General features: G+C 69.3%; 23 protein-coding genes. 8 read left to right on the top strand and 15 right to left on the bottom strand.

What is annotated here, in order from left to right; genetic code table 11:
* Window positions 1-514 precede the first annotated feature (514 nt).
* The 3 genes from ACIPPS_RS00005 to thyX all read right to left on the bottom strand — a co-directional run bounded on the left by ACIPPS_RS00005 (window position 515) and on the right by thyX (window position 4,157).
* Window positions 515-2,200: a ribonuclease J gene (locus tag ACIPPS_RS00005; protein WP_401424878.1), complete on the bottom strand. Its 1,686-nt coding sequence runs from the start codon at window positions 2,198-2,200 to the stop codon at window positions 515-517.
* 120 nt (window positions 2,201-2,320) lie between these two features.
* Window positions 2,321-3,220, bottom strand: coding sequence for a 4-hydroxy-tetrahydrodipicolinate synthase (dapA, locus tag ACIPPS_RS00010; RefSeq protein WP_401424880.1), 900 nt, complete (start codon window positions 3,218-3,220; stop codon window positions 2,321-2,323).
* Window positions 3,221-3,398: 178 nt separating this feature from the next.
* Window positions 3,399-4,157, bottom strand: a complete 759-nt coding sequence (thyX, locus tag ACIPPS_RS00015; RefSeq protein ID WP_401424883.1) for an FAD-dependent thymidylate synthase — start codon at window positions 4,155-4,157, stop codon at window positions 3,399-3,401.
* A 160-nt stretch (window positions 4,158-4,317) separates the two neighbouring features.
* Here thyX and ACIPPS_RS00020 point away from each other — a divergent pair, with 160 nt between their 5' ends.
* Together ACIPPS_RS00020 and ACIPPS_RS00025 are read left to right on the top strand one after the other, a co-directional pair.
* Window positions 4,318-4,557 (top strand): hypothetical protein, encoded by a 240-nt coding sequence (locus ACIPPS_RS00020; protein WP_401424885.1) that lies wholly within the window; start codon window positions 4,318-4,320, stop codon window positions 4,555-4,557.
* A 95-nt stretch (window positions 4,558-4,652) separates the two neighbouring features.
* Window positions 4,653-5,243, top strand: coding sequence for a hypothetical protein (locus ACIPPS_RS00025; RefSeq protein WP_401424887.1), 591 nt, complete (start codon window positions 4,653-4,655; stop codon window positions 5,241-5,243).
* Window positions 5,244-5,247: 4 nt separating this feature from the next.
* Here ACIPPS_RS00025 and ACIPPS_RS00030 read toward each other — a convergent pair whose 3' ends face one another.
* From ACIPPS_RS00030 to eccD, 6 genes are all read right to left on the bottom strand, one after another.
* Entirely contained in the window at window positions 5,248-5,700 is a 453-nt protein-coding gene (locus tag ACIPPS_RS00030; RefSeq protein ID WP_401424889.1) for a hypothetical protein, read from the bottom strand.
* Between the two features lie 12 nt (window positions 5,701-5,712).
* The gene (gene dapB, locus ACIPPS_RS00035) at window positions 5,713-6,465 is read right to left on the bottom strand and encodes a 4-hydroxy-tetrahydrodipicolinate reductase (RefSeq protein WP_401424891.1); all 753 of its coding nucleotides are present in this window, start codon (window positions 6,463-6,465) and stop codon (window positions 5,713-5,715) included.
* 18 nt (window positions 6,466-6,483) lie between these two features.
* Entirely contained in the window at window positions 6,484-7,863 is a 1,380-nt protein-coding gene (locus ACIPPS_RS00040; RefSeq protein ID WP_401424893.1) for a M16 family metallopeptidase, read from the bottom strand.
* Window positions 7,860-10,085 (bottom strand): polyribonucleotide nucleotidyltransferase, encoded by a 2,226-nt coding sequence (locus tag ACIPPS_RS00045; RefSeq protein WP_401424896.1) that lies wholly within the window; start codon window positions 10,083-10,085, stop codon window positions 7,860-7,862. Before ACIPPS_RS00045 ends, ACIPPS_RS00040 begins: the two co-directional genes overlap by 4 nt.
* A gap of 280 nt (window positions 10,086-10,365) precedes the next feature.
* Window positions 10,366-10,656 carry a 30S ribosomal protein S15 gene (gene rpsO, locus ACIPPS_RS00050; protein ID WP_147979976.1) on the bottom strand — a complete coding sequence of 97 codons (291 nt, stop codon included), beginning with the start codon at window positions 10,654-10,656 and terminating at the stop codon, window positions 10,366-10,368.
* Between the two features lie 184 nt (window positions 10,657-10,840).
* Window positions 10,841-12,316: a type VII secretion integral membrane protein EccD gene (eccD, locus tag ACIPPS_RS00055; protein WP_401424900.1), complete on the bottom strand. Its 1,476-nt coding sequence runs from the start codon at window positions 12,314-12,316 to the stop codon at window positions 10,841-10,843.
* A gap of 171 nt (window positions 12,317-12,487) precedes the next feature.
* Between eccD and eccCa the strand changes: the two genes are divergently transcribed.
* The 6 genes from eccCa (at window position 12,488) to ACIPPS_RS00085 (ending at window position 20,951) form a co-directional block, all read left to right on the top strand.
* On the top strand, window positions 12,488-16,441 hold the full coding sequence (gene eccCa, locus ACIPPS_RS00060; RefSeq protein WP_401424903.1) for a type VII secretion protein EccCa: 3,954 nt from the start codon (window positions 12,488-12,490) through the stop codon (window positions 16,439-16,441).
* 184 nt (window positions 16,442-16,625) lie between these two features.
* Complete coding sequence (locus tag ACIPPS_RS00065; protein WP_401424905.1) at window positions 16,626-17,057, top strand: hypothetical protein; 432 nt, start codon at window positions 16,626-16,628, stop codon at window positions 17,055-17,057.
* Between the two features lie 11 nt (window positions 17,058-17,068).
* Window positions 17,069-19,249 (top strand): hypothetical protein, encoded by a 2,181-nt coding sequence (locus ACIPPS_RS00070; protein WP_401424907.1) that lies wholly within the window; start codon window positions 17,069-17,071, stop codon window positions 19,247-19,249.
* A gap of 34 nt (window positions 19,250-19,283) precedes the next feature.
* A complete protein-coding gene (locus tag ACIPPS_RS00075) occupies window positions 19,284-19,907 on the top strand; it encodes a hypothetical protein (protein WP_401424909.1) in 624 nt (207 codons plus the stop codon).
* Window positions 19,907-20,569 carry a hypothetical protein gene (locus ACIPPS_RS00080; protein ID WP_401424912.1) on the top strand — a complete coding sequence of 221 codons (663 nt, stop codon included), beginning with the start codon at window positions 19,907-19,909 and terminating at the stop codon, window positions 20,567-20,569. Before ACIPPS_RS00075 ends, ACIPPS_RS00080 begins: the two co-directional genes overlap by 1 nt.
* A gap of 148 nt (window positions 20,570-20,717) precedes the next feature.
* Window positions 20,718-20,951: a DUF397 domain-containing protein gene (locus ACIPPS_RS00085; RefSeq protein ID WP_352191445.1), complete on the top strand. Its 234-nt coding sequence runs from the start codon at window positions 20,718-20,720 to the stop codon at window positions 20,949-20,951.
* 69 nt (window positions 20,952-21,020) lie between these two features.
* On the opposite strand, the gene ACIPPS_RS00090 is transcribed toward ACIPPS_RS00085, so the two are convergent.
* From ACIPPS_RS00090 to mycP, 6 genes are all read right to left on the bottom strand, one after another.
* Entirely contained in the window at window positions 21,021-21,329 is a 309-nt protein-coding gene (locus tag ACIPPS_RS00090) for a WXG100 family type VII secretion target (RefSeq protein ID WP_401424914.1), read from the bottom strand.
* Between the two features lie 16 nt (window positions 21,330-21,345).
* Window positions 21,346-21,672: a WXG100 family type VII secretion target gene (locus ACIPPS_RS00095; RefSeq protein WP_361603457.1), complete on the bottom strand. Its 327-nt coding sequence runs from the start codon at window positions 21,670-21,672 to the stop codon at window positions 21,346-21,348.
* Between the two features lie 47 nt (window positions 21,673-21,719).
* Entirely contained in the window at window positions 21,720-22,946 is a 1,227-nt protein-coding gene (locus tag ACIPPS_RS00100) for a S8 family peptidase (RefSeq protein WP_401424917.1), read from the bottom strand.
* A gap of 13 nt (window positions 22,947-22,959) precedes the next feature.
* Window positions 22,960-24,282: a hypothetical protein gene (locus tag ACIPPS_RS00105; RefSeq protein ID WP_401424919.1), complete on the bottom strand. Its 1,323-nt coding sequence runs from the start codon at window positions 24,280-24,282 to the stop codon at window positions 22,960-22,962.
* Window positions 24,283-24,300: 18 nt separating this feature from the next.
* Window positions 24,301-24,771: a hypothetical protein gene (locus ACIPPS_RS00110; protein WP_401424921.1), complete on the bottom strand. Its 471-nt coding sequence runs from the start codon at window positions 24,769-24,771 to the stop codon at window positions 24,301-24,303.
* A 75-nt stretch (window positions 24,772-24,846) separates the two neighbouring features.
* Window positions 24,847-26,190, bottom strand: a complete 1,344-nt coding sequence (gene mycP, locus ACIPPS_RS00115) for a type VII secretion-associated serine protease mycosin (RefSeq protein ID WP_401424924.1) — start codon at window positions 26,188-26,190, stop codon at window positions 24,847-24,849.
* Between the last annotated feature and the right edge of the window lies 1 nt (window position 26,191).

Here is a 26,191-nt window from a genome sequence, read left to right on the forward strand (position 1 = left end):
CCGGCTGAACACCACGAGAGCGGAACGACCGGTCGGAATAGGACCAGTCGTTCACAGCGTCCTCGCTGTGTGCCACCCCGGAGGGTGGACTTTTTCAAAGGAACCTCGACCATCCGAAGATGGACGGGGTATCAACTAATCTGGCGTTGATTTTTGGCACGCTGTTGAGTTCTCAAGGAACGGACGCTTCCTTCGTACTCACCCTCTCGGGCTTTCCTCCGGGCTTTTTCCCTTCGGTCTTGCGTTTCCGACTCTATCAGATCTTTCCGATCCGATTTCCTCGGTGCTTTCCGGCTTCTCGGTTTTCCCGATCTGCTTTCCGGCGTTGATCCGACTTTATCAGAAGTTCTGAGTCGAATTCCCCGCCCCATCCGGTCGACCCGTTCAGACACACCAAGGTGCCGGGCTTCCCTTGCTGGCGGAGCCGTAAACGTACTGGAGCGGGGCGCCCCGATGCAAATCGAGGCGCCCCGCTCTCAGTTGGCGCTGGTCAGGCCGTTGGGCCTGCCGGTGCTCAGACCTCCACGACCACCGGGAGGATCATCGGGCGCCGGCGGTAGGTGTCGGAGACCCATTTGCCGATCGAGCGGCGGATCAGCTGCTGGAGCTGGTGGGGCTCGACCACGCCGTCCTGGAACGACTTGTTCAGGGCCTGCTCGACCTTCGGGATCACCGCGTCGAACGCCGAGTCCTCGATGCCGGAGCCGCGGGCGTGGATGTTCGGTCCGCCCACGATCTTGCCGGTCGAGGAGTCCACGACCACGAAGACCGAGATGATGCCCTCGTCGCCCAGGATGCGGCGGTCCTTCAGATGGGCGTCGGTGACGTCGCCGACCGAGAGGCCGTCCACGTACACGTACCCCGCCTGGACCTTGCCCGTGATGCGGGCCTTGCCGTCGATCAGGTCGACGACCACGCCGTCCTCGGCGATGACGATGTGGTCCTTGGGGATACCCGTCATCGCGCCGAGCTCGGCGTTGGCGCGCAGGTGGCGCCATTCGCCGTGGACCGGCATCAGGTTCTTCGGGCGGCAGATGTTGTAGAAGTACAGCAGCTCGCCGGCCGAGGCATGGCCCGAGACGTGGACCTTGGCGTTGCCCTTGTGGACGACGTTGGCGCCCCAGCGGGTCAGGCCGTTGATCACGCGGTAGACCGCGTTCTCGTTGCCCGGGATGAGCGACGACGCCAGGATCACGGTGTCGCCCTGGACGATCCGGATCTGGTGGTCGCGGTTGGCCATCCGGGACAGGGCGGCCATCGGCTCGCCCTGGGAGCCCGTACAGACCAGCACGACCTCGTCGTCCGGGAGGTCGTCGAGGGTCTTCACGTCGACGACCAGGCCGGCCGGGACGCGGAGGTAGCCCAGATCGCGGGCGATGCCCATGTTGCGGACCATCGAGCGGCCGACGAAGGCCACGCGGCGGCCGTACTCGTGCGCCGCGTCGAGGATCTGCTGGATGCGGTGCACGTGGCTGGCGAAGCTGGCCACGATGATGCGCTTCTGGGCGTTCGCGAAGACGTTCCGCAGGACGTTGGAGATGTCCTTCTCCGGCGGGACGAAGCCCGGGACCTCGGCGTTCGTCGAGTCGGACAGCAGGAGGTCGATGCCCTCCTCGCTGAGCCGCGCGAAGGCGTGCAGGTCGGTCAGCCGGCCGTCCAGCGGCAGCTGGTCCATCTTGAAGTCGCCGGTCGCGACGGCCATGCCCGCGGGGGTGCGGATGGCGACCGCGAGCGCGTCCGGGATGGAGTGGTTGACCGCGACGAACTCGCAGTCGAAGGGCCCGAGCGCCTCCCGGTCGCCCTCCTTCACCTCAAGGGTGTAGGGGCGGATCCGGTGCTCCTGGAGCTTCGCCTCGATCAGCGCGAGGGTCAGCTTGGAGCCGATGAGCGGGATGTCCGGCTTCATCCGGAGCAGGTAGGGGACGCCGCCGATGTGGTCCTCGTGGCCGTGCGTCAGCACGATGCCCTCGACCTGGTCGAGGCGGTCCTTGATGGTGGTGAAGTCGGGCAGGATCAGGTCGACGCCCGGCTGCTCCTCCTCGGGGAAGAGGACGCCGCAGTCGACGACGAGCAGACGGCCGTCGAACTCGAAGACCGTCATGTTGCGGCCGATCTCACCGAGGCCACCGAGCGGGGTGACACGCAGGCCGCCCTTGGGCAGCTTCGGCGGGGCGCCGAGTTCAGGATGCGGATGACTCAAAAGACTCTCCTCACCACACGCGCCACGTACCGCTTGGGCACGTGGCGCGCATGACATTCGTGCACTTGCTGTTGTCGGTCGATCGTTTTCCGATCGGATATTCAGTTGTGAAGTCTGTACTTAGATCTCTACCCCGCCTGCGGCGAGATCGATCTTGAGCTGGGCCGTCTCCTCGGACGAGAGCTCCACGAGCGGCAGACGCAGGGGGCCGGCCGGGAGTCCCTGGAGGGCCAGGGCGGCCTTGGTGGTCATGACGCCCTGGGTGCGGAACATACCCGTGTAGATCGGCAGGAGCCGCTGGTGGATCTCGGTCGCCTTCTGGACCTCACCGTTCAGGTGGGCGTCCAGGAGGGCGCGGAGCTCGGGGGTCACGACGTGGCCGACGACGGAGACGAAGCCACAGGCGCCCACGGAGAGCAGCGGCAGGTTGAGCATGTCGTCGCCGGAGTACCACGCGAGGCCCGAGCGGGCGATGGCCCAGCTGGCGCGGCCGAGGTCGCCCTTGGCGTCCTTGTTGGCGACGATCCGGGGGTGCTCGGCGAGCCGGACGATCGTCTCGGTGTCGATCGGGACGCCGCTGCGGCCGGGGATGTCGTAGAGCATCACCGGGAGCTCGGTGTTGTCGGCGATGGCCGAGAAGTGCCGGTACAGGCCCTCTTGCGGGGGCTTGTTGTAGTACGGCGTGACGGCGAGCAGGCCGTGCGCGCCGTCGCGTTCCGCCGTACGGGCCAGTTCGAGGGAGTGGTGGGTGTCGTTGGTGCCGACGCCGGCGACCACGTGGGCGCGGTCGCCGACCGCCTCCAGTACCGCTCGTACCAGCTCCGATTTCTCCGCGTCGCTGGTGGTCGGGGACTCGCCGGTGGTGCCGTTGATGACGAGGCCGTCGTTGCCCGCGTCCACCAGATGGGCGGCGAGTCGCTGGGCACCGTCGAGGTCGAGTGCGCCGTCAGCCGTAAGGGGCGTGACCATGGCGGTGAGGACCCTCCCGAAGGGGGTCTGCGGAGTGGAGATCGGAGCCATGGGTAACACGCTACTCGCTGCTCATCGCCCGGTGTCCCCTCGGGGGACGTGAGAAAGGGAGCCCGGCACTGCCTGCTCGGGGGTTCAAGCAGTGCCGGGTCCGTTTGATCAGCCTAGATGAACTTCGTGAAACGTCGCAATACGGACACTTCGCGTGACACGGTCGTACATCTGTGCTTTATGGGGCCACACGGCCGTTCTTGTTGAACGCGGCGTGGGTCAGCGGCATGAGCGTGGCCCAGTGCTGCTCCATCTTCTCGCCGACCATCTCGATCTCCCGCTGCGGGAACGAGGGCACCTTGGCCAGCTCGTGCTGGGTGCGCAGGCCGAGGAAGTGCATCAGCGAGCGCGCGTTGCACGTGGCGTACATCGACGAGAAGAGCCCGACGGGCAGGACCGAGCGGGCGACCTCGCGGGCAACGCCGGCGGCGAGCATCTCCTGGTACGCCTGGTACGACTGCTCGTACGCAAGCACCATCGCCTCACTAGCCGTCTTGTGCTGCATCACGCTGCCCTCGACGAAGACGTACTTCCCGGGGCGACCTTCCTGGACGAGCTTCCGGTCAGGCCCGGGGACGTAGAAGACCGGCTCCAGCTCCCTGTAGCGGCCCGATTCCTCGTTGTACGACCAGCCGACGCGGTGGCGCATGAACTCACGGAAGACGAAGATCGGGGCGCTGATGAAGAAGGTCATCGAGTTGTGCTCGAAGGGACTGCCGTGCCGGTCCCGCATCAGGTAGTTGATGAGCCCCCTGGACCGCTCGGGGTCCTTCTGCAGCTCGTCGAGCGACTGCTCACCCGCCGTGGAGACGCGGGCCGCCCACAGCACGTCCGAGTCGGCGGCGCTGCTTTTGACCAGCTCAACGGTCACATCGCTCCGGAAACGGGGCGTGGGGCCTTCTGCGGGGGTGTTGCTCACCGGCGGGTGTCCTTCCATCGCTTCGCACGGGCGGCGCCCACTTTACGGGGACCGGGCACGTGCACCCTCCCGTGGGGGTTTCTTTGGTCAATTCGGGGAATTTGGGCACCGAACGACGACTTCGCTCGTCTGTACCTGTGACACCGCACACCCCAGAGTTCCAAGGAGAGTGGCCCCCATGTTTGGCCGGCGAGAGGCTGTCCCGTTCGCGTTCGTCGCAGAGGCCGACCGCTTCCGCAGTAACGTCACTCCGCCGCCGAGGGAGCGCCTCAGTGTCTCCGAGGTGGCGGGCCGTACGCTGGTCGGACTGACCGTCGTGGCCGGTCTCGTCGGCTCGTTGCTCTTCGGGATGCCGTCCATGGAGTCGAGTGGGGCCGAGGGGCACCGGCAGCAGTCCGAAGCCTCGGACGGTCGCTGAGCAGTACGGCCCCCCTGAGGTGGCCCGGGCGCGGCCATCTGGGTAGCCTCACCGGGCACAGCCCCTTCGAGCGTGCTTGTGAGTGAGGATCAGTCGTGCCCCTGCCCTTCCTGACGGCCGACCGCGCTTTTGACGCGACCGACGACGTCGCGCTGCCGTTCGACGACCACGACCAGTGGCGTCGGCCCTACCGTCCCGGCCCCTGGCGCGTGGGCGCGGCGGCGCTCGCGCTGCTGCTCGCGTCGTTCGTCCTGTTCGCCGCGGTGATCATCGCCGCCGCCGGGGCGATGGGCGGTGCGGCCGCCACGTTCACTCTCGCCGCCCTCGTCATCCTGGCCGCGCTGCGGATGCTGCGGGTGGGTGCGTGGGTGAGCCGGCACGGCGTGCGCCGGGTCGGCTTCTTCTCCACCGTCACCGTGGCGTGGGCCCAGGTGGCGCACGCGCGCACGGCGCAGCAGCCGGTGCGGTGGCTGGGGTTGCCCCGGACCGTGCAGGGGCAGGCGCTGATGCTCGTACGGCGGAGCGGTGAGCAGATCACTCTGCTCACCGACCACAACGCCGACTTCCTCTCCCGCGTCGAGGCGTTCGACCGCGCGGCCGACACCGTCGAGGCGTGGAACGCCGAGTACGGCGTCGTCACCCCGGAGCCGGCCACGGCCGGGACCGCGGCCGCCGGCGCCCGCTGAGCCGTCAGGCGTTCACCGTGCGGCCCGCGTGCAGGGCGATCGCGCGCTGCATCGCCTGCCGGGCGCGGGGTGTGTCGCGGGCGTCGTGGTAGGCGACCGCGAGCCGGAACCAGCAGCGCCAGTCCTCGGGTGAGTCCTCGGTCTCGGCGCGTCGCCGCGCGAACACCTCGTCGGCCGAGTCGCGGTCGATCCGACCGCCGGCGGTGCGCTTCAACTCGTCCACCGGCAGGCCGCCTTCGGCCTCCAGCTCACGGGCGAGCCGCTGCGCGTTCCGTGCGAAGGCGGTGTTCTTCCAGAGGAACCAGCCGCCCACGCAGGGCAGCAGGAACGCCACCGCGCCCATGCCCATGGCGGCCGGTTCGCCGGTCAGGATGAGCAGGACGCCCTCCATCGCCACCACGCCGAAGACGAGGACGAGGACGGTGGCGAGGAAGACGTACGTGATCTTTCCACCCATGGCCCGGCCGCCTCAGCCCAGGTCCAGGAAGTGCTCCAGGCCGAAGGTGAGGCCCGGGGTGGTGACGACACGGCGGGCGCCCAGGAGGATGCCCGGCATGAAGCTGGAGTGGTGCAGCGAGTCGTGGCGGACCGTCAGGGTCTCGCCCTCGCCGCCGAGCAGCACCTCCTGGTGGGCCAGCAGGCCCCGCAGGCGGACGGCGTGCACCGGGACGCCGTCGACGTCGGCGCCGCGCGCTCCGTCCAGGCCGGTCGCGGTCGCGTCCGGCTGGGGGCCGAGGCCGGCCTCGGCGCGGGCGGCGGCGATCAGCTGGGCGGTCCGGGTGGCCGTGCCGCTGGGGGCGTCGACCTTGTGCGGGTGGTGCAGCTCGACGACCTCGACGGACTCGAAGTACGGGGCCGCGATCTGGGCGAACTTCATGGTCAGCACGGCGCCGATGGAGAAGTTCGGGGCGATCAGGACACCGGTCTCCGGGGAGGCGGCGAGCCAGGTGTTCAGCTGCGCGAGGCGGTCCTCGGTCCAGCCGGTCGTACCGACGACCGCGTGGATGCCGTGGCGTACGCAGTAGTCGAGGTTGCCCATCACGGAGTCGGGGGTGGTCAGCTCGACCGCGACCTGGGCGCCCGCGTCGGCGAGCGTCTCCAGCTTGTCGCCACGGCCGAGCGCCGCGACCAGTTCCATGTCCTCGGCGGCCTCGACGGCTCGTACCGCCTCGGAGCCGATACGGCCCTGGGCTCCGAGGACCGCCACGCGCAGCTTGCTCATTGCTCTTCAGAACTCTCTCTAGGAGACGGATTCGTGCAGGCGTGCCGCCTGCTTGTCCTTCAGTGGCCCGATGACGGCCAGCGAGGGACGCTGTCCGAGCAGATCACGGGCGACCTCGCGGACCTCGTCCGGGGTGACGGCGGCGATCCGGCCGAGCATGTCGTCGACCGACATCTGGGTGCCCCAGCACAGCTCGCTCTTGCCGATGCGGTTCATCAGCGCGCCGGTGTCCTCCAGGCCGAGGACGGTCGAGCCGGAGAGCTGGCCGACCGCGCGGGCGATCTCGTCGTCGGTCAGGCCGTCCGTGGCCACCTTGTCGAGCTCGTCGCGGCAGATCCTCAGCACGTCGTGGACCTGGTTCGGGCGGCAGCCCGCGTACACCCCGAAGAGGCCGCAGTCGGCGAAGCCCGAGGTGTACGAGTACACGCTGTAGGCCAGGCCGCGCTTCTCGCGGACCTCCTGGAAGAGGCGGGAGGACATGCCGCCGCCGAGGGCCGTGTTCAGCACGCCGAGGGCCCAGCGGCGCTCGTCGGTGCGGGCGAGGCCCGGCATGCCGAGGACGACGTGGGCCTGCTCGGACTTGCGGCCGAGGAGCTCGACGGCGCCCGCGGTGCGGATCACGCGCCGGCCGTCGCGGGGGGCGACAGGGGTGGCGTCCGTACGGGTGAGGGCGCCGGCCCTCTCGAAGGCGCGGCGGACCTGGCGTACGACGGTGGCGTGGTCGATGTTGCCCGCGGCGGCGACGACCAGGTGGGTCGGATCGTAGTGCTTCTTGTAGAAGCGGGCGATCCGGCCCCGGTCGAGGGCGTTGATGGTGTCGACGGTGCCGAGGACCGGGCGGCCCAGCGGGGTGTCGCCGAACATGGTGTGCGCGAACAGGTCGTGCACGACGTCGCTGGGGTCGTCCTCCGTCATCGCGATCTCTTCGAGGATGACACCGCGCTCGGCGTCGACGTCCTCTTCGAGGATCAGCGAGTCGGTGAGCATGTCGCAGACCACGTCGATCGCCAGCGGCAGGTCGGTGTCGAGGACCCGCGCGTAGTAGCAGGTGAACTCCTTCGCCGTGAAGGCGTTCATCTCGCCGCCGACCGCGTCGAGCGCGGCGGAGATGTCCAGGGCGCTGCGTCGCCGGGTGCCCTTGAAGAGGAGGTGCTCCAGGTAGTGCGTGGCGCCGTTGAGCGTGGGGGTCTCGTCGCGGGAGCCGACGTGCGCCCAGATGCCGAAGGTGGCGGAGCGCACGGAGGGCAGCGTCTCGGTGACGATCCGCAGGCCGCCGGGGAGGGTGGTGCGGCGGACCGTGCCGATGCCGTCCCTGCCCGGGAGAAGCGTTTGGGTACGGGCGACGGCCCGCCCCTCCGAGGAGGGGCGGGCCGTCGTCACGGAACTACGGGACGTCACTGGTCGGTGTCGTCCTTCGCGTCCTCGGCGGCGGCAGCGTCCTCGTCCGCCATGACGGGGACGAGGGAGAGCTTGCCGCGCTGGTCGATCTCGGCGATCTCGACCTGGACCTTGGCGCCGACCGCGAGCACGTCCTCGACGTTCTCCACGCGCTTGCCACCGGCGAGCTTGCGGATCTGCGAGATGTGCAGCAGACCGTCCTTGCCGGGCATCAGGGAGACGAAGGCACCGAAGGTGGTGGTCTTGACGACCGTACCCAGGTAGCGCTCGCCGACCTCCGGCATGGTCGGGTTGGCGATGCCGTTGATCGTGGCGCGGGCGGCCTCGGCCTGCGAGCCCTGGGCGGCACCGATGTAGATGGTGCCGTCGTCCTCGATCGTGATGTCGGCGCCGGTGTCCTCCTGGATCTGGTTGATCATCTTGCCCTTGGGGCCGATGACCTCACCGATCTTGTCCACCGGGATCTTGACGGTGATGATGCGCGGCGCGTTCGGGGACATCTCGTCCGGAACGTCGATCGCCTCGTTCATCACGTCGAGGATGTGCAGACGCGCGTCACGGGCCTGCTTCAGCGCGGCGGCCAGGACCGAGGCGGGGATGCCGTCGAGCTTGGTGTCGAGCTGGAGCGCGGTGACGAAGGTCTTCGTGCCGGCGACCTTGAAGTCCATGTCGCCGAAGGCGTCCTCCGCACCGAGGATGTCGGTGAGGGCGACGTAGTGGGTCTTGCCGTCGATCTCCTCGGAGATCAGACCCATGGCGATACCGGCGACGGGGGCCTTCAGCGGCACACCGGCGTTCAGCAGCGACATGGTGGAGGCGCAGACCGAGCCCATGGACGTCGAGCCGTTGGAGCCGAGGGCCTCGGACACCTGACGGATCGCGTACGGGAACTCCTCGCGCGTCGGCAGCACCGGCACGATGGCGCGCTCGGCGAGCGCGCCGTGGCCGATCTCGCGGCGCTTGGGCGAGCCCACGCGGCCGGTCTCACCGACGGAGTACGGCGGGAAGTTGTAGTTGTGCATGTAGCGCTTGCGGGTCACCGGGGAGAGGGTGTCCAGCTGCTGCTCCATGCGGAGCATGTTGAGGGTGGTGACGCCCAGGATCTGGGTCTCGCCACGCTCGAAGAGCGCCGAGCCGTGCACGCGCGGGATGGCCTCGACCTCGGCGGCGAGCGTACGGATGTCCGTGATGCCGCGGCCGTCGATGCGGACCTTGTCCTTGATGATCCGCTCGCGGACCAGCTTCTTGGTCAGCGCGCGGTACGCGCCGGAGATCTCCTTCTCGCGGCCCTCGAAGGCCGGGAGGAGCTTCTCGGCGGCGAGCTCCTTGACACGGTCGAGCTCGGTCTCGCGCTCCTGCTTGCCGGCGATGGTGAGCGCCTGCGCGAGGTCGTTCTTGACGGCGGCGGTGAGCGCCTCCAGGACGTCGTCCTGGTAGTCGAGGTAGACCGGGAACTCGCCGGTGGGCTTGGCGGCCTTGGCGGCGAGGTCCGACTGGGCCTTGCAGAGCGCCTTGATGAAGGGCTTCGCGGCCTCGAGACCGGCGGCGACGACCTCCTCGGTCGGCGCCTCGGCGCCGCCCTTGACGAGCTCGATCGTGCGCTCGGTGGCCTCGGCCTCGACCATCATGATCGCGACGTCGCCGTCCTCCAGGACGCGACCGGCGACGACCATGTCGAAGACGGCGTCCTCGAGCTCGGTGTGCGTCGGGAACGCGACCCACTGGCCGTTGATCAGGGCGACACGGGTGCCGCCGATCGGGCCGGAGAAGGGCAGGCCGGCCAGCTGCGTGGAGCAGGAGGCGGCGTTGATGGCGACCACGTCGTAGAGGTGGTCGGGGTTGAGCGCCATGATCGTCTCGACGATCTGGATCTCGTTGCGCAGGCCCTTCTTGAAGGAGGGGCGCAGCGGGCGGTCGATCAGGCGGCAGGTGAGGATCGCGTCCTCGGAGGGGCGGCCCTCCCGGCGGAAGAAGGAGCCGGGGATCTTGCCGGCCGCGTACATCCGCTCCTCGACGTCCACCGTCAGGGGGAAGAAGTCGAGCTGGTCCTTGGGCTTCTTCGACGCGGTGGTCGCGGAGAGGACCATCGTGTCGTCGTCCAGGTACGCGACGGCGGAGCCGGCGGCCTGCTTGGCCAGGCGGCCCGTCTCGAAGCGGATGGTGCGGGTGCCGAAGGTGCCGTTGTCGATGACGGCCTCGGCGTAGTGGGTCTCGTTCTCCACTAGCGGTTTCTCCTACGTGTTCGTCTTTTCGTCCGTCGGCCCGTGTGGCCGGGGACGGTGGTGGAGGAGAAGCGCGCCTTCGGATGCAGGCCGGTCTTCGATCGAAGCCTCCGGGGATATGGGGTCCGGGGGCCACTACCGAGGACCGGCGGCGTGCCGGCGGCTCCTCGCTCATGAATGTGGCGTTGTGTGACCAGACTAAATGCCGGTCGGTACATCGCGCACGTACAGCAAAGGGAGCGGCCCCCTAAAAGTGGGAACCGCTCCCTTCACGGCGTCTTTACTTGGCACCGCCGGCCGCACCGCGGCGGATGCCGAGGCGGTCGACCAGGGCACGGAAGCGCTGGATGTCCTTCTTGGCCAGGTACTGCAGCAGGCGGCGACGCTGGCCGACCAGGATCAGCAGACCACGACGGGAGTGGTGGTCGTGCTTGTGCTGCTTGAGGTGCTCGGTCAGGTCCGAGATCCGGCGGGAGAGCATCGCGACCTGGACCTCGGGGGAGCCGGTGTCGCCCTCCTTCTGGCCGAACTCGGCGAAGATCTGCTTCTTCGTGGCGGCGTCGAGCGACATGCCTACTCCTCGTAATATGTGTTCGTGCGCCCACGAGTGCCCCTGGTCTCGTTCTCAGGGGAGCTTCCGTGACTCGGAGGCGAAGGTCCGATGAGCGCAGCTCCCAGAGACTCCGGGAGCGCGTACACAAACGGCCGTCACACAGCGTACCAGGTGAGCGGAGTGCCCCTGGCCCGAGCCCCTGCTACTTGCTGGTCAGGGAGCGGGCTGCCATGAACACGTCCAGGACCGCGAGGCAGAGCGGGACGAGGGAGAGCAGGACGAGGCCCTCGGCGAGGTCGAGCAGGCGGCCCCAGAAGGGCGAGAGCCCCTTCCTCGGGATGATCAGCCCGATGGCGGTGACGAGGGCGGCGCCGGCGGCGACGGCCGCGGTGAGCCAGATCGTACGGATGTCCAGGCCGCTGCGGTCGCCGTGGATCAGCAGGTCCTTGACCAGGTCGGTCGGCGGGTTCAGGGAGAGGCCGAGGATCAGCAGCGCGATCGCGGCGATGCCGGCCACCAGGACGCAGGCGACCTGCGAGGTGTAGCGGAAGAGGCGGGCGCGCAGCAGCATCGCGAGGCCGGCGGCGAGGGCGAGGAGCTGGCCCCAGACGTTTCCGGCGAAGCCGAGGACCGCGGCGGAGCCGACGACGACGGCCGCGCAGCCGCCGACCAGGCCGAGGAGCATCTCGTGGCCGCGGCGGGCCTGGAGCGCGATGCGCTCGCCGTCGACGGCCTGGGCCTCCTCGGTGGTCCGGCCGGGCTCGGCGTGGAACTCGTCGTCGGCGGCGCTGCGGGGCGAGGCGTAGCCGATGGGCAGCCGGGCGAAGCGGGCCGAGAGGCCGGGCAGGAAGGCGACCAGTCCGATGGCGACGGGGCCGCAGACGGCGGCGGTCTCGGTGGCGGAGGCCTCGGTGACGATGGCGAGGAAGGTCGCGAGGGTGCCGACGGTGGCCAGGAAGGTGGCCGCCACGAAGGGGGCGTCGCCGCTGGGGGTGAGCGCGACCAGGGCCACGGAGGCGACCAGGACGGTCACGCAGCCGAGCAGGAACTGGAGGCGGCCGGGGCCGTGACCGGCGTCGGGGGCGACGATGCCGGAGCCGGCGATGAGCAGCAGGGGCAGCGCGCCGAGGCCGAGGGCGATGGCGGTGGCCCGGTCGGCGTAGACCCGGGCCCGGACGCCCGCGAAGGCGGTGAGCAGGACGCCCAGGGCGCCGGCGACGACACCGGGGAGGCTGTGCATGTCGTGGCGGACCGGGTCGGCGAACCAGAGCACGAAGCCCAGCAGGACGAGCAGCAGCACGCCGCCGACGAGTCCGGCGCCGCGCAGCAGGTCGTCGCTCCACAGGTGCCGGTCGCGGGTGACGGCCGAGGCGACGGCGTCGGAGACGTCGTCGAAGACGGCCGGCGGCAGCGACTGGCCGAACGGGCGCAGCGAGAGGATCTCGCCGTCGAGGACCTGCTGGGCGACGAGGGTGCGGGCGCCGTCGAGGACCGTGCCGTCGCGGCGCACCAGGTGGTAGCCGGTCGGGGCGCCGGCCGACTGGGTCTGACCGGTGAGCCGCAGGATCTCCGGATAGACGTCGGCGACCGCGATGTCCTCGGGGAGTGCGACGTCGATACGGCTGTCCGGCGCCACGACGGTGACGCGGCAGAAGCCGGTCGCTGCGCTCGTACTCACGTGTCTGGACCCCCTGATTCGCGGTTGCGCACGGTGCGCGCGCCACCCTACCGGGGACGGGCGGGAGTGCCTGCAAGTAGGATCGCGGTCTCGTGGGGGAGGCCGTCGCTCAGGGGCGCCGGTGCGGAACTCCCGCGGGAAGTCCGCCCGTAACGAGGGATTGATGCGCCGGTGAGCCAGATCGTCGTCAAACGCCCGCCGAGGTCCCTTCCTCCTGAAGTACCCAGTGAGGAACTGGTCCTGGAGGCTCCTCCGGAGCTGCCTCGGGGGCAGCAGGAGGGCATGTTGATGCAGCTCCTGCCGATGCTCGGCATGGGTTCGTCGGTGGTCTTCTTCTTCATGCCTGGCGCCCACCCGTTCATGCGCATCATGGGCATCCTGATGCTCGTCTCGACGGTCGGCATGGTCATCGCGCAGCTCGTGCGGTTCCGCAGGGGTACGCAGGGGCAAATGGCGGATGTCCGGCGCGACTACCTCAAATACCTCGCCCAGACCCGGCGTACGGTCCGGCGCACGGCGCGCAGGCAGCGGGACGCGCAGCTGTATCTGCACCCCTCCCCCGAGCAGTTGTGGTCGGTGGTCGCCGAGGGTTCGCGGGTGTGGGAGCGCCGGGTGGGCGACAGCGACTTCGGGCAGGTACGGGTCGGGCTCGGCGCCCAGCAGCTGGCGACGCCGCTCGCGGCGCCGGACACCGCGCCGGTGGACGAGCTGGAGCCGCTGTGCGCGGGCGCGATGCAGCAGTTCCTGGCCGTGCACGCGTCGTTGGACGGGCTGCCGATGGCGGTCTCGATGCGGGCCTTCTACCACGTGACGGTCTCCGGCGAACCGGAGTCGGCGCAGGCGGCGGCGCGCGCCCTGGTCTCCCAGCTGGCGACGCTGCACTCCCCCGACGACCTGATGCTCGCGGTGGTGGCGGCCCGGGGCGCGCAGGAGCGCTGGGACTGGACGAAGTGGCTGCCGCACGCGCAGGTGCCGGGCCAGGTCGACGGGGCGGGCACGCGCCGGCTGTTCGGCGACGACCTGGGTGAGCTGGAGTCGTTGATCCGTGGGCGGCTCGACGGGCGGCCCCGGTTCAGCCGGGACAGCCAGCCGGTCCTGGACCAGCCGCACGTGGTCGTGGTCCTGGACGGCGGGATGGTGCCGCCGGACTCGCTCTTCGCGGCGCCGGAGGGGCTCCAGGGGGTGACCATCGTCGAGGTGGTCCACGGTGAGCTGGACGAGCCGCGCGGCGGCCTTTCGGTGATCGTGCGGCCCGGGCGGCTGCGTCTGGAGTCGGGGGGCGGCTTCGCGTACGAGGGCGCCCCGGACGGGATCTCGCTGCCTGCCGCCGAGGCGCTGGCCCGACAGCTGGCGCCGCTGCGGATGGGCGGCGGGGACAACGACGAACCGCTGCTCGCCAACCTGGACTTCACGGATCTGCTGAACCTGGGCGACGCGGCCTCGGTGGACGTGGCGCGGACCTGGCGGCCGCGGTCGGTGGCCGAGCGGCTGCGGGTGCCGATCGGTGTCGGCGAGGACGGCCAGCCGGTCATGCTCGACCTCAAGGAGGCGGCGCAGGAGGGCATGGGGCCGCACGGCCTGTGCGTGGGCGCGACGGGTTCCGGCAAGTCGGAGCTGCTGCGCACGCTCGTGCTCGGGCTCGCGGTGACGCACTCCTCGGAGACGCTGAACTTCGTCCTCGCGGACTTCAAGGGTGGAGCCACGTTCGCGGGCATGTCCCAGATGCCGCACGTGGCGGCCGTCATCACCAACCTGTCCGACGACCTGACGCTCGTCGACCGCATGGGCGACGCGATCCGCGGCGAGTTGCAGCGCCGCCAGGAGCTGCTGCGTTCGGCCGGCAACTACGCCAACATCCATGACTACGAGAAGGCGCGGGCGGCGGGCGCCCCTCTCGAGCCGCTGGCCTCGCTGGTCCTGGTCATCGACGAGTTCTCCGAACTGCTGACGGCGAAGCCGGACTTCATCGACATGTTCATCCAGATCGGCCGGATCGGCCGTTCGCTGGGCGTGCACCTGCTGCTGGCCTCGCAGCGGCTGGAGGAGGGCAAGCTGCGGGGCCTGGACACGTATCTCTCGTACCGGATCGGTCTGCGGACCTTCTCGGCGGCCGAGTCGCGGACCGCGATCGGTGTGCCGGACGCCTACCACCTGCCGTCGGTGCCGGGTTCGGGCTATCTGAAGTTCGGTACGGACGAGATGACGCGGTTCAAGGCCGCGTACGTCTCGGGGACGTACCGGACGGGCGGGCCGCGGCTCACGGCCGGACAGCTGCCGATCGAGCGGCGGCCTGCGGTCTTCACGGCCACCCCGGTGCCCGTGGTCTACGCGGCGCCGGACCCGGCGTACCTGGCGGCGCGGCGCGAGGAGGAGGACGACGCGCTCGCGGACACCGTCCTCGACGTGATCGTGCGGCGCCTGGAGGGGCAGGGCGTGCCCGCGCACCAGGTGTGGCTGCCGCCGCTGGACCAGGCGCCCTCGCTGGACCAGCTGCTGCCGGGACTCGCGCCGACCGCGCACCGGGGCCTGACGGCGACCGAGTACACCCGCCCCGGCGGCCTGACGGTGCCGCTCGGCCTGATCGACAAGCCCTTCGAGCAGCGGCGCGAGGTGCTGTACCGGGACTTCTCCGGCGCGGCGGGCCACATGATGGTGGTCGGCGGGCCGCAGTCGGGCAAGTCGACGATGATGCGGACGCTGATCTCGTCGTTCGCGCTGACCCACACCCCGGCCGAGGTGCAGTTCTACGGCCTCGACTTCGGTGGCGGCGGTCTGGCGTCGCTCGCCGAGCTGCCGCACGTCGGCGGGATCGCGTCGCGTCTCGACCCCGAGCGGGTGCGCCGTACGGTCGCGGAGGTGCTCGGCGTGCTGAACCGGCGCGAGGAGTTCTTCCGCTCGCACGGGATCGACTCGATCGCCACCTACCGGCGCAAGCGCGCCGCGGGTGAACTGCCGGGGGAGGCCTGGGGCGACGTGTTCCTGGTCATCGACGGCTGGGGCGGCTTCCGCAACGAGTACGACATGCTGGAGGGGATCGTCTCCGACATCGCGGCGCGCGGTCTCGGGTACGGCATCCACGTCGTCATCACCGCCGCCCGTTACATGGAGGTCCGCGCGGCGATCAAGGACCAGATGCTGAGCCGGCTGGAGCTGCGTCTCGGTGACGTGATGGACTCCGAGTTCGACCGCAAGGTGGCGGCGAACGTCCCCACCGGGGTGCCCGGCCGGGGCCAGGTGCCGGAGAAGCTGCACTTCATGACCGCGCTCCCGCGGATCGACGGGTCCGGCTCGGCGGACGACCTCTCGGCGGGGACGGAGAACTTCGTCGCGGCCGTACGGGGTTCGTGGACGGGCCCGGTGGCGCCGGCTGTCCGGCTGCTGCCGCACAAGCTGCCGGCCGACCAGCTGCCGAAGGGCTTCGAGTTCCCGCAGCACGGCATCGCGATCGGCATCGACGAGACGCGCCTGGAGCCCGTCTTCGTCAACTTCGACACCGACCCGTTCTTCCTGATCTTCGGCGAGAGCGAGTCCGGCAAGACGAACCTGCTGCGGCTGATCACCAAACAGATCGCGGAGCGGTACTCCCCCGACGAGGCGAAGCTCGTGGTGGGCGACTACCGGCGGGCGCTGCTCGGCACCCTGCCGGAGGAGCACCTGCTGGAGTACGCGCCGATGGCGAGCTCGATGCAGATGCACATGGAGGCGCTGGCCGGGGTCTTCGCCCGGCGCCAGCCGCCGCAGGACGTGACCCCGCAGCAGCTGCGGGACCGCAGCTGGTGGTCGGGGCCGCAGGTCTTCATCGTCGTCGACGACTACGACCTGGTGGCGACGAGCGGCGGCAACCCGCTGGCCGCGCTCGCGGAGTACCTGCCCTTCGCCCGGGACACGGGCGTCCGCTTCATCATCGCCCGTAACAGCGCGGGGGCCTCCCGTTCCATGTACGAGGCGTTCATGCAGCGCATCAAGGAGCTCGGCGCACAGGGCGTGGTCCTGTCGGGCGACCCGCAGGAGGGCGACCTCCTGGGCAGCGCCCGACCGCGGCCGATGCCGCCGGGGCGTGGCTTCTTCGTGGGGCGCAGGGGCGGCTCGTCGCTGGTGCAGACGGGGCGGATGCCGGAGCGATGAGAACGGGGAGCACCGCGAGAACGGTGAGATCGGCGAGAACGGCGAGAACGGCGAGATCGGTGATGCCGGTGATGCCGGTGATGCCGGAACGACGAGAACCGCAGGACGGCCGGTGACGTCGTCGCCGATGGACGTGGACACTTCAGCACTGCACACATCGCCCTAACCCAGCGAGGGGGAATCAATGTCGTTCAACGACGAGTGGGCCCAGGCCAAGAACGCCGCGATCGAGAATCAGTCGGCGAACACGCGCCTCAACCAGCTCCCCGCGGACGGGGGAGGTGGCGGAGGCACCGGTCCCGACCTGGCGACCACGCCCGCGAAGAAGAAGCAGGCCGCCAACACCATCGAGAACCACATCCAGCCGGACGTGAAGACGGCCGCCGACGCGGCGGACGAGTCCACCAAGAGCGCCGTCACCGCGTTCAAGGGCTGGGAGACCGCCGCCGGCCTGAACAAGGCTCACGAGCACTGGGACAGCCAGGTGAAGCGGCTCAACGCACGGCTGGAATCGGAGAAGGGCGCGCTCCGGGGCGCGTCGACGCTGTTCCAGAGCAACGACATCGTGACGGGGTACGGCTTCGCCCCGGCACAGTCGAAGGTCTCGGGACTGTAGGGGGAAGCGCGATGCCGACGTACGAAGAGATCATCAAGATCGACCTGGGCAGCCTGAGCACCGCCGCCGACGGCTGGAAGACCATGGCGGAGAAGTTCAAGAAGGTCGAGGACCTGTACGAGAAGGAGGTCCAGAAGGTCGCCACGGGCAACCCGCTGTGGACCGGTCAGGCCCAGCAGGTCGGCGCGGTGAACCTCGGTATCACCCGCAACGAGCTCGACGCCGCGCAGAAGGAAGCGAAGGCGATGGAGTCGCTGCTGCGGGACGCCCACAGCACCTTCACCGAGCTCAAGGGCCGGGTGACGTCGGCCGTGAAGGAGGCGGTCGACGCCGGGATGAAGGTCTCCGAGTCCGGTGTCGCGAGCTTCGACTTCAGCAAGGTCTCCGACAAGGAGGCCTACACGATCAAGCACGACCCGGAACTTCACTCGGTGGAGCAGTCGTACACGAAGAAGATCAACGACGCGGTCAAGGCGGTCACGGAGTTCGACCAGGACGTCAAGACCGCCCTGCTCAACGCGTCGGGCGCGGACGGCACGGCCCCGCTGGGCTTCAACTCCAAGCCGGTGGGCGACGTGGAGGCGGTGGAGGCGCTGGCCCTCTCGGAGAAGGTGCGCAACGGCGACGCCTCGAAGAAGGAGCTGGAACAGTACCGCGAGATCCTGGAGAAGAACGCCAAGGACAAGCACTTCAGCGAGGCGTACCTGCACGGTCTGGGGGCTGACGCCGCTCTGGAGATCGCCGACAGGATGAACCTGGCGGCGAACGAGCGGGGCGTCTCGGACGCGGACAAGAAGTTCTACAACTCCATCAACGCGGGTCTCGCGGACACGATCGCATCGGGGACCAAGGACCCGAACAGTTACGCGTACCGGCCGTTCGTGGATGGTCTGAAGGCGCTCGGTGACAAGGACGCCAGGAGCGACACCGATGCCTGGGGCGACAACGTCCCGACCAAGGGCTACCAGATCCTCGTGACCCTCATGAACGAGGGCGATCCGGACGGCTACGGCAAGGAGTTCCTCAACGAGATCGGTCACGACATGATCGCGATCGAGAAGAAGGACCCTGACAACTGGGCGCACTTCCGTGACGTCCTGCGTCCCAACGTCGCCGCCGACCCACTGGACGGCCTGCTCAACATCATGAGCAAGGACCCGGGGGACGCCGAGTACTTCCTCGACCCCAAGGCTCCGGGTAATGAGAACGAGCACCTGAAGTTCCTGCTCACGGAGCGGGAGTGGCCGAAGCAGGGATTGAACAACACTTATGGGCCTCCCCAGTTCATGGACGATCCCTTCAAGGCCACGGGCCTCGGCAACGCCATTCAGGCCGCGGCGACGGGTCACGAGCCGGGCGAGAAGCCGGGCCCGGTCGGCGGACACACAGAGGGGCAGGCGCGGGTGATGCATCACTCTGTCCAATACCTCGAGTCCAAGCTGGAGGAAGGCAAGTTCCCGCCTGACCTGGCGAATCTCCAGAAGCCGATGGCCCACGCTCTCGCGGACTATGTCAATGACACCCATGTGATCCTCAACGGCGAGGACGACAGGTACGGCCTCAGCAAGGGCAAGGAGACCAGCTTCGGGACAGGTGACGACGCGCACATGGCCGTGTCGCAAGGCGACCTGGTCCGCGTCATGCGGGGAGTGGCGGAGGACGGGGATTCCTTCGCCCTTATCTACGAGGCGGAACGCGCCTACTCCGCCAAGCAGCTCGACGAACTTCCCTCGTTCGACGGTGACACGAAGCACGGTTCGAGTTCTGACTGGGACCACCAGGCAAAGCATGTCGGTGGCGCGCTGGGCGCGCTCAACGGAATCGGCGCCGACGTCTATATCGACAAGAAGGACGACAAGATCGAGTGGGCCGAGACGACCGCGGAGTACTCGGCGAACGGCGTCAACAGCGTCGTCGGTGAGATTCCGTTCGCGGGCTCGGCCGCCGGCGCCATTGTCGACACTGCCAAGTACGAGTGGGTCAAGGACATCACCGAGGCGGCCGAGGAAGAAGCGAAGAAGAATTCGAGCGAAAACTATTCGGCAGGCAAGGATGGCACGACCGCCCTGGTGAACGCTTGGGGGAAGCAGGAAGGAATCTATGAGAATGGTCCGCACAAGTCGGCGAGGGACGCTGCGACCGGTGGATACGAGGACGGACGCAGTGCCGCGGCAGCTCACCTGGGGAACTGACCGCGTTCGGGCGCTCTCCCGCACCGCTGCCGCCGTGGCGCTCGCGCTGGTCGCGGTCTCCTGCAGTTCCGGGGACCCCGGCTCACAGGTCGAGGGGCTGTGCGGCCCGCCCGCTGACTCCGCCGCCGGGAAATCGTTGCGCGAGGTCTTCGGAACGGAGGACTTCAGGGCCGAGTCCATCATGTCGGACGAGGTGTTCGCTGAGCACTTCAAGAAGGACCTGAAGGAGTGGCAGGGCGGCCCGAACTCGACTTCGCCTTCCTTCCTGTGCAAGTACCTGACCGACGACAGGGACGAGCGCGTCGTTCTCAGCTTCGCCTGGTCTCCCGCCGATACACCCATGAAGCGGCGGGCTGAGGGCGGCAAGGTCTACGACGTGAGCGGCGCCACCGGCTCGCCCGGGCACCTGAACGCGGAGCTCTTCGCATCGTGCACACTCGGCGGCGAGTTGAGCGGACCGTCGCGCAAGGCCGTTCTCCGCGCCGACGCCACGCTCACGGTCGATCGCGGCAGGAACGTGGACCAGGCCCGGGAGGAAGAGGAGCTCTCCTTCCTCTACTTGATGACACGCGAGGCCACCGAAGTCCTCGGCTGCGAGAACGAGCCGTTGGCCAAGGATCCGGCCCCGAAGCCCCTCACCACCGAAAGCACCCCGTGATGATCCGTACGAAGAAGACCGCTCTGGGCGGCGCCGCGAGCGCCGTCCTCCTCGCCGCCGCACTCGTCGGCTGCGCGAGCGACGAGGGGGCCGGCGTCGGGGCCCTGAGCCTGGAGCGGCTGGCCCTGATCGCCGACGAGCTCGGGAAGGACGGGGCGAAGGAGTGTCCGCTGCCGTACGACGCGGGGAAGGCGGGCGAGGCCGCGGGGCTGGACCAGAGCATCCTGGCGGGCGCGGCGGGCGCCGAGGCGACGGATCCCTCCGCGACCGCCGACGGGGGGACGGTCACGGACCCGCGGTCGGTCTTCGCGGGCAAGACGGGCGCTTTCATCACCTGCTCCTACCAGGTGGGCGGGGAGGACCTGAACATCTACACCGTCGGCACGGAGGAGGGCAACGCCGTCTACGCCATGGCGCCACGCATGCAGTACGACGGCAGCATGGGTCCCGACGAGCTGACGGTCAATATCGAGAAGGGCGCCAAGGCGGAGCTGGGCAAGGCCGTCCAGAGCAAGAGCGGAAACGTGGTGACGGTCCGGCTCGATCCCGACGGCAAGGGCGACATCGCTCTGATGCTCGCGGCCGGCGACTCGGGAGAGACCTCGCTCGAACCCCAGCAGGTTCTGCGCCTGGCCGAGGCGTTCGCCGCTCAGGCGAAGTGACGAGGGGGAAGCCGGCTGCCCAGTCCGCCGGAATCTCTTCGATCCGTCTGACACGGGCCCCCGCCGTCCCGGATCATTGACGTGCGACGACGACCTCGCACGTCCCACCGCCGCACCGCCGCACCGCCGCACGAAGGAGCACAGCCTGATGGGCACTCAGCAGGAGAAGGACGAGCTGTACGCGCTCGACATCAGTGACGTCGAGTGGCAGGGCCCTCCCGGGACGAGCCCCGACGAGGAGCGCGTGGAGATCGCCCACCTGCCGGGCGGAGCCGTGGCGATGCGCTCCTCCCTCGATCGCGACACCGTCCTGCGCTACACCGAGGCCGAGTGGACGGCCTTCGTCCTGGGCGCCAAGGACGGCGAGTTCGACCTGAAGTAGGCCGGATACGAGAAGGGGCCCGTTCCGGGTGGAACGGGCCCCTTCTGCTGTGCGTACCGGAGGCCGGGGTCAGTACCCCTCGGTGAACAGGCGCGAGGCCTTGACGTCCGTGGCGCGGTAGCTGTCCTTGCCCTGCTCGATCTGCTTCGCGACGAGCTCGAGGCGGTTCTTCATGTCCTCGGCACGCTTCTTGTACTTGCCCTGGAGGATCACGTACTCCTGGTGGGCCTCGCCGTCCCAGGTGTCGGTGACGACACGGAGGGCGGCGTTCATCTCTTCGAGGTCCTTGATGATGTTCGAGGAGACGACCCGGAGTCGGGTTGCCATCTCCTGGACGGTCTCGTACCGGACCTTGGTGTTCTGATCGATGCCGGACATCGTGCTCTCCTCGGACTCAGAGGTTGTTCAGCGCGGAGTTGTTGGCCTTGAGGGTCTGGAACACCTCGAAGTCGTTCGCGGTGCTGAGGTTCTTGGTCTCGTTCACCGCGTTGAGCAGGACGTTGAGCAGCCGACGGATCGTGTCGTGGTCCTCGTTGAGGGCCGTCTGCGCCGTCTTGAAGCCCGCAGCACCGGCACCCGTCCAGCCCGCGTGGACCGTTTCGAGGATGTTGGCCATCTCGCGGGCCTGCTTCGAGACCTCTTCACCGGTCTGCATGATCTTGTTCTTGGCCTGGGTTACCGGATCCTCGGCAAGCCCGAACCCACCTGCGGGGCTGGTCATGTGACGCTCCTCGTTGTCGGGAAGGTGCTCGTGCGCGTAGCTCCTGGCTACGCTCTCCTGTTGCGTTTGCCTGCTGCCACGACGACGCCGATGACGGCGACGACCGCGACGGCACTCACGGCGATGCCCCAGAGCGGAAACCCGCCCTCGTCGGGCCGGGCCGCCGATTCAGGCTTCTTCGGTTCCTGGGCCGGCCCGTTGTCGCCGCTTGCCCCCGTGCTGTCAGGAGAGGGGGAAGTCTGAGGTGTGGGCGACTGACTCCGCTGCGCGGCGAGCAGCGGGTTGACGTTCGGGTCGCCGGGGTCGCCCTTGCCCTCCAGGAGGATCTGGGCGGGCCGGATGGACCCGTACCCGATGTACTTGCTCGGCACCTCGCCGACGTGACCTGCGGTCTCCATCATGACGCGGAGCACCTGGTTGGCGGTCCAGTCGGGGTGCGCGGACCAGATCAGGGCGGCGGAGCCGGAGGCTAGGGCGGTGGCTTGGCTTGTGCCCTGCAGCGCGCAGTACTTCGTCTTGTCGTTGGTGCAGCGGCCGGGAATCTCGACCCCCGGCGCAGCGAGGGCGAGGTGGGAACCGTAGTTCGAGAACTTGGCGACCTTGCCCTTGGTGTCGAGGGCGCCGACGGCAACGACCCCGGGGACCGCGGCAGGGTACTGGGGCATCTCAAGGCCGTCGTTCCCCGCTCCTGCGAAGATCAGGACGCCCTTCTGTTGCGCGTAGCTCACAACTTCCTGCCAGTCCCGATCAGTCCCGTGATCAGCAGGGCCGGCAGACGAGATGTTGATGACGCGCGCGCCGCTGTCCACGGCGTACCGAATTCCCTTAAGCGTCGCCGAGTTCCCGAAGACCACGTAGTCGCCGGTCTTCACCGGAAGGATCGTCGCGTCAGGGGCGATCCCCTTCACTCCGCCGTTGGCTCCGTTACCGGCAATGGCAATGGCCATGTTGGTGCCATGGCGGTCGTCGTCCCGACCGTCAATGCGGCCCGGTCCTCCCCCCGAGTCGGAGAAGTTGCGGCCCGGCAGCACCTTTCCGCCTAGTTCCGACACCGTCGAGTCCACTCCGGTGTCGAGCACGGCAACGGTGATCCCCTTGCCCGTGGACACCTTCCACAGCTCGTCCGCCTTCATCGCGTCTAGGTACCACTGGCGCTCGCGCATGTCGTCCGCCTGCGCCGCAGGCGCGGCAACGGTCCACGTCGCGACGACGGCGGCCATGGCGCCGAGCAGTCCGGCCGCGCGGCGGCGAAGGACACGGGCATGCGGGGGCATGTGCGAAGAGCTCCTAGTCGATGACGGGCGGGACGATCTGACGCTGGCCGGGAGCCCACGTCTCCTCGTCCTCGGTCAGATAGTCGGGGCGGGCACGGTTCGTACGGCGCTCGTCCTCGCCGCGCTCCGTCGAGTTCGGACGGACCAGTCCGGTACCGCCAGGGGTGAATGCCCGTCCAGCGGCCCCTGTCGGATTGCCGACGGTTCCGCCCGGCTGCATGGCAAGCCGTCTGCCTGCCGTGCCGCCGGTGTTACCGCCAGGCGCGCCGTGCATGCCGGCGCCCGGCCCGTGCATTCCTGCCCCGCCGCGACCGTACTGGCCGGCGCGTTCCTCGCCGATCACCTGGCCCATGGGCAGTCGGGGCCCCTGGCCTGGCATGCCTGTCCGGCCAGGTACCTGACGGCCGCCAGTGATTCCCTCCGCGCGGGGCGGAGTGCCGAACGGGCTGGGGCCCTTCAGGCCGCCGTTCGCCGGGCCCTGAGGCCCCGGCGTCGCGCGAGGCGGACCAGCCGTTTGGTGGGGGCCGATCGGCGGAGCGAGAGGCGGCAGCGGAGGAGTCGGCGGGCCGACCGTCGTCACCGGGGGCGTGGTGGGCGGCTGGACGATCGGGCGCGTCGGAGTCTCTGGCGTGATGGTCACGGAGTCGAGGTTCGTGTTGACCTCCTTCTCCGAAGGCCGTGTCGGGGCCGGAGGCAGCGTCACGTCCGGGGTGGGACGACCCGGTGTCGCTTCACCAGGCGTCCGCGACGACGAGCCTTCGGCTCGGGTGAGGCCTCCCGAGGATCCCGCGTATGTCGTGCCGCTACCGGTCTCCCCCGTCCCGTACGCACGCTCGCCGTCGCGGACTCGGCCCTCCAGCGGCTTGAACTCCGGCTCCCGCTCCGCCCCCATCCGATTCCGCGTCGCGTCGTAGTACGACGCCAGCCGCTCCATCTGATGGATCGCTTCCTGTAGCTTCGGGCCCGTCTCCGACTCGATGCGGGCCTTCTCCTTCTCCGGGTCCGCGAAGCACATCCCCGCCGGCTTCGGCACCGCGGCCTTCGCCTCGGAGAGGGCCTGGCCCGCGCGTTGCATCTCGTCCGCTACGACCTTGGTGAAGTCGCCCAGGACCAGCGTCTCGGAGACCATGCCCGCGCCCCACGTGCGGAAGGCGTTGCCGCCCTCGCCCTCCCATTGGACGCGGCCGATGTACAGCCGGAGGTCGGCGGCGATCTCCAGGATCTTGGGGACCGCCGCCGCCAGCCCCGAGCCTGTGGTGGTGATCTCCTCCGGCTTGGCGGACGCGATCATCGCGTACAGGGCGTCCAGGGACTTCCCCTCGAACTCTCCTGCCATCTTGTTGCCACTCCCCCGTTAGCTGAATCCGCCGGAATCGCCCGTGTCGCCCGTGTCCTTGGAGGGCTGCTCGGGCTTGCCCTTGCCGCCGTCGGCCCCCTGGCCGCCTTCGCCTTGGCGCTCGCGGTACTCCTGCTGCGTCCGCTTCTGGATCGCCGCGTACCGCTCCCGCTCTTCCTCGTCCACGCCCGTGTAGCCCTTGTCGGCGATGGTGGCCGCGAGGCCCATGCCCTCGATCGTCTCGCCGAAGGTCCTCGTCAGCTCTTCGAGGCGCGTGCGTACCTTTTCGTACGCCGTGTGCAGTTCCGTCGCCGCGGCGAAGCCCGTGCCGTACGACGCGGCCGTGACCTTCTGCTCGCCGATCTTCGTGTGCTCGGCGGGCGAGCCCTTCAGTTCCTCGACGAGCTTCTGCATGCGCGAGTAGAAGCTCTGGAGAGTGACCTCTCCGACTTCCAACCCCTGCTTGCCGCCCCCGGCCGGCTCTCCCACCTCAAGTCCCCCTCGTCAGGCTCTTGAACTCGCACACCACTCTAGCCATTTGGTACGACAGTTCCAATTGCAAAGTCACATCCCCCTCTGCCTTCGCCGGCTGTCGCGGATCACCGTCGCCGTGCCCGCCACCACGGCCACCAGGACGGCGCCGACGCCGAGGGCGTAGGTGCCGATGCGCTCCGCGCGTTCCTGGGACGTCTCCGTCAGCGCCAGGTGGGCCGGTTCCGGAGCCGGTGGCTTCGGGGGGCCCGGGTCGGGGGTGGGTGCCGTCGGTGCCGGGTCCGGGGCGTCGGCCAGTGCCCGTACCGGGTCCACCACGCCCCAGCCGACGTGGTTGTCCCGGCCGTTGATCGACCGTACCGCCGTCTGTTCGATCCGGGCCACGACCTGGGCCGGGCTCCACTTCGGGTGCTTGGCGCGCAGCAGCGCGGCGACACCGGAGACGTACGGGGCGGAGAAGCTGGTGCCGTTGTCGACGCACTGGCCGCCGCCCGGGACGGTGGAGACCATGTCGACGCCCGGGGCCGCGACGCCCACGAAGGTGCCCGACTGGGAGAACTCCGCGCGCTCGTTGTTGCGGTCGGAGGAGGCGACGGCGAGGACCCCGGGGAAGGCCGCGGGGAAGGTGTTCTTCAGCTTGCCGTCCATGCCGTCGTTGCCCGCGGAGGCGACCACGACGATGTTCTCCGCCAGCGCGCGGGCCACCGCCCTGCCCATCGCGGAGTCGGCGCTCAGCGGCTGGGTGGTGTCCTGCGAGATGTTGATGACGTCGGCGTCCTGGTCGACGGCGTGGTCGATCGCCAGGGCCATCGTGTCCGACTTGCCGCTGTTCTTCTCGTCGTTCTGGCGGATCGGGATGATCGTCGCCTCCGGCGCCAGACCGACGAAGCCGGTGCCCGCGCGGGGGCGGGCGGCGATGATGCCCGCCACCTTCGTGCCGTGGCCGACCTCGTCGACCGTGCCGTCGGTCTTGCCGCGCTTGTCGTCGCCCGCGCCCGGGTTGTCCTTGTCGGGCTTGAGGTAGTCCTTGCCCGCCTTGGCGTCCACCGCCGTCCTCAGCTGCGGGTTGGCGTCGTCCACACCCGTGTCGATGACCGCGACCCGGATCCCCTTGCCCTTGGTGTCCTGCCAGAGCTCGTCCAGGAGCACCCGCTGGAGCGACCAGGGGATGCCCTCGATCTGCTTCTTCATCGGGAACGTGCATTCGCCGCTGCCGTTCAGACCGTCCACGCCATCCGTGCCCTCCACGCCATCCGTGCCCTCCACGCCGTCCAAGCCGACGGACACTGCCGGGGCCGCAGCGGCGGCAGCTGTGGAAGGCTCGGTCGGGCGGGTCGCGGCCGCGGTCGGTGCCGTCAGGAGCGCCGTCAGGGTCGCGGCGGTCAGGCAGGCCGCGTACCTCACGTGTGTCGTCACC

Source organism: Streptomyces sp. NPDC090127 (genome assembly GCF_044746945.1).
GTDB lineage: Bacteria > Actinomycetota > Actinomycetes > Streptomycetales > Streptomycetaceae > Streptomyces.

Bases quoted from the DNA above. Each gene is read 5' to 3' on its own strand.
- dapA (WP_401424880.1), bottom strand. From the start codon at position 3,220: ATGGCTCCGATCTCCACTCCGCAGACCCCCTTCGGGAGGGTCCTCACC.
- thyX (WP_401424883.1), bottom strand. From the start codon at position 4,157: ATGGAAGGACACCCGCCGGTGAGCAACACCCCCGCAGAAGGCCCCACG.
- ACIPPS_RS00020 (WP_401424885.1), top strand. From the start codon at position 4,318: ATGTTTGGCCGGCGAGAGGCTGTCCCGTTCGCGTTCGTCGCAGAGGCC.
- ACIPPS_RS00030 (WP_401424889.1), bottom strand. From the start codon at position 5,700: ATGGGTGGAAAGATCACGTACGTCTTCCTCGCCACCGTCCTCGTCCTC.
- dapB (WP_401424891.1), bottom strand. From the start codon at position 6,465: ATGAGCAAGCTGCGCGTGGCGGTCCTCGGAGCCCAGGGCCGTATCGGC.
- rpsO (WP_147979976.1), bottom strand. From the start codon at position 10,656: ATGTCGCTCGACGCCGCCACGAAGAAGCAGATCTTCGCCGAGTTCGGC.
- ACIPPS_RS00065 (WP_401424905.1), top strand. From the start codon at position 16,626: ATGTCGTTCAACGACGAGTGGGCCCAGGCCAAGAACGCCGCGATCGAG.
- ACIPPS_RS00070 (WP_401424907.1), top strand. From the start codon at position 17,069: ATGCCGACGTACGAAGAGATCATCAAGATCGACCTGGGCAGCCTGAGC.
- ACIPPS_RS00080 (WP_401424912.1), top strand. From the start codon at position 19,907: ATGATCCGTACGAAGAAGACCGCTCTGGGCGGCGCCGCGAGCGCCGTC.
- ACIPPS_RS00085 (WP_352191445.1), top strand. From the start codon at position 20,718: ATGGGCACTCAGCAGGAGAAGGACGAGCTGTACGCGCTCGACATCAGT.
- ACIPPS_RS00090 (WP_401424914.1), bottom strand. From the start codon at position 21,329: ATGTCCGGCATCGATCAGAACACCAAGGTCCGGTACGAGACCGTCCAG.
- ACIPPS_RS00095 (WP_361603457.1), bottom strand. From the start codon at position 21,672: ATGACCAGCCCCGCAGGTGGGTTCGGGCTTGCCGAGGATCCGGTAACC.
- ACIPPS_RS00100 (WP_401424917.1), bottom strand. From the start codon at position 22,946: ATGCCCCCGCATGCCCGTGTCCTTCGCCGCCGCGCGGCCGGACTGCTC.
- ACIPPS_RS00105 (WP_401424919.1), bottom strand. From the start codon at position 24,282: ATGGCAGGAGAGTTCGAGGGGAAGTCCCTGGACGCCCTGTACGCGATG.